We start from the raw sequence: 2,211 nt of genomic DNA, 5'->3' as shown, positions 1-2,211 counted from the left end.
ATGCTCTAAATCTCCGCCCCTTCGGCAAAGCCTCCGAACCTCCCCCAAGCCCAACCAATTTTCAGTTTTCAATTTTCAGTCAGCTCCCCGCCCCCAAAACAAAAACAAAAAACCACCGGGCGACTCCGCGCCCGGTGGTGGTTGTTGTTGTGGTTAGAGTTTTAGTTAGGCTCAGCTAAAAGAAGCGAGGCGAAGACGAAAGCGTCTCACGCCGCCGTCCTCACCGGTCCGGGCTGTTCTCACGGCCCTTCGACTTGCGCTTGCCTTGCTCGTCACCCTTGTGCTTGCCGTTGTCGTCGGCGCGCATGCGGTCAGCGCTTTCACGTGCACGATCAGCCTCGCTGCGTGCGGCCGCGGCTGGATCGCTGCTGCTGGAGCTGCTGCGGCTGGTGGCATTGCCGCCAGTCGTCGCACCGCCTGTGGTCGCGCCACCGCTGGTGTTGCCGCCCTTGGTATCGCCACCATAGGCATTGCCGCCCACCGTGGTGCCGCTGGAGGTGTTGCCACCCACCGTCGTGCCGCTGCCACCCTTGGTGTTACCGCCGGTGGCATTGCCGCCGACCGTGGTGCTGCTCGTGTCACCACCGCGGGTGTTGCCGCCCGAGGTCGCCCCGCCCGTGGTGCCGCCACCGCTGGTGTTGCTGGAGGTGCTGCTGGATCCCGATCCGCTGCTGGAGCCGGAAGAGGTCGCGCTGCCGCCCTTCGTCGCACCGCCGGTGGTCGCGCCACCGCTGGTGTTGCCGCCGGTCGTGTTGCCACCATAGGCATTCCCACCCACGGTGGTGCCCGTGCTGGTATTGCCGCCGATGGTCGTGCCGCTGCTGCCCGTGGTGTTGCCACCGGTCGCACTGCCGCCAACCGTGGTGCTGCTGGTGTTGCCGCCCGTGGTGTTGCCACCGCTCGTCGCTCCACCCTTCGTCGCACCACCGCTGGTGTTGCTGGAGGTGCTGCTGGATCCCGAGCCACTAGTGGAGCCGGATGAGCTCGCATTGCCGCCCGTGGTCGCGCCGCCCGTGGTGGCACCGCCAGCGGTCGAGCCGCCAGAGGTGTTCCCGCCATAAGCATTGCCACCGACCGTGGCCCCGCTTGAGGTGTTGCCGCCCACGGTCGTGCCGCTGCCGCCCGTGGTATTGCCGCCCGTCGCGTTGCCGCCGATGGTCGTGCTGCTGGTATTGCCGCCGGTGGCGTTACCGCCGGTGGTGGCTCCGCCGGTCGTGGAACCGCCGGAGGTGTTGCTGCTGGTGGAGGTGGTCTGGGTGAAGCCTGGAAGGGCCAGTGCCAGAATAAAGGCTGCGAGAGCCGTGGTAGGTTTGATCTTCATAGCGTCCTGAATTCGCCGCGAAACAAACTCTCGACGTCAGAATTGCACCTGATTCGAAATAAGGCCGGAGTCAGGCGGCCCTCGATGAGCGATACCTGCCGTTAGGCCAATCTCCCGTCCTCCCCTTGTCCCGCCATGCCTAACATAGAATCAAACAAGTAATGCAACCACCACTCTCGAGGAGGTCCCGCCAAAGTGGGACAGGTTTTCAACCTGTCTTCCCCGAGATCTCCCCGCGCCCTCTTTCCAGGCCAAAAGGTAGAAAGATGGAGGGTAGAAACATTTCAGACCCAGATGTCTGCCTAACCAAAAGAAAACCAAGGGTCAGCCATCATGACAATCCTCACCACCTCACCTTAAAGTCCAGTCTTCCGCCGACCCGCGCACATGCCTCCCGATCAACCTCCGGCCATTTTCCACTTTCCATTCCTCCATTCTCAGTTCCTCCATGTCCCGGTTCTTCCCGTTGCTCCCAGCCATGGAGAAATGGAAAAGGGAGGAATGGAAAACTGAAAATGGAAACGGCCAAGGCAACGGAACACCCCACCCCACCTTAAAGTCCAGTCTTCCGTCGACCCGCCCACATACCTCCCGATCGACCTCAGGCCATTTTCCATTTTCCATTCCTCCATTCTCAGTTCCTCCATGTCCCTGTGTTTCCCTAGCTCCCAGCCATGGAGAAATGGAAAAGGGACGAATGGAAAACTGAAAATGGAAACAGCCAAGGCAACGGAAGACACCATTCCACCCTTCCGTCCCATCCCCTGAAAACAGCAAAACTGCGGACCTATCAATCCGCAGTTTTTTGCATGTCCACGAAGCTCTCCATAAGGCCCCAACTCCCAACTCCGAACCGCGAACCCTCCTTCGCCAAGCCTTCGGAGGGCTAG

At 61.2% G+C, this 2,211-nt stretch carries 1 protein-coding gene; it reads right to left on the bottom strand.

Annotated elements, in window-relative coordinates; genetic code table 11:
* Positions 1-220: 220 nt before the first annotated feature.
* Positions 221-1,321: a cell wall anchor protein gene (locus tag BGE01nite_RS28690; RefSeq protein ID WP_146856376.1), complete on the bottom strand. Its 1,101-nt coding sequence runs from the start codon at positions 1,319-1,321 to the stop codon at positions 221-223.
* Positions 1,322-2,211 lie beyond the last annotated feature (890 nt).

It is taken from the genome of Prosthecobacter gellanilyticus (assembly GCF_007992435.1).
In the GTDB taxonomy this organism is placed as follows: Bacteria; Verrucomicrobiota; Verrucomicrobiia; order Verrucomicrobiales; family Verrucomicrobiaceae; genus Prosthecobacter; species Prosthecobacter gellanilyticus.
Note: the sequence above shows the minus strand (reverse complement) of the source record. Positions and strands in the feature narration are given on the sequence as shown.

Coding starts and splice junctions, on each gene's coding strand:
- BGE01nite_RS28690 (WP_146856376.1), bottom strand. CDS start 1,321: ATGAAGATCAAACCTACCACGGCTCTCGCAGCCTTTATTCTGGCACTG.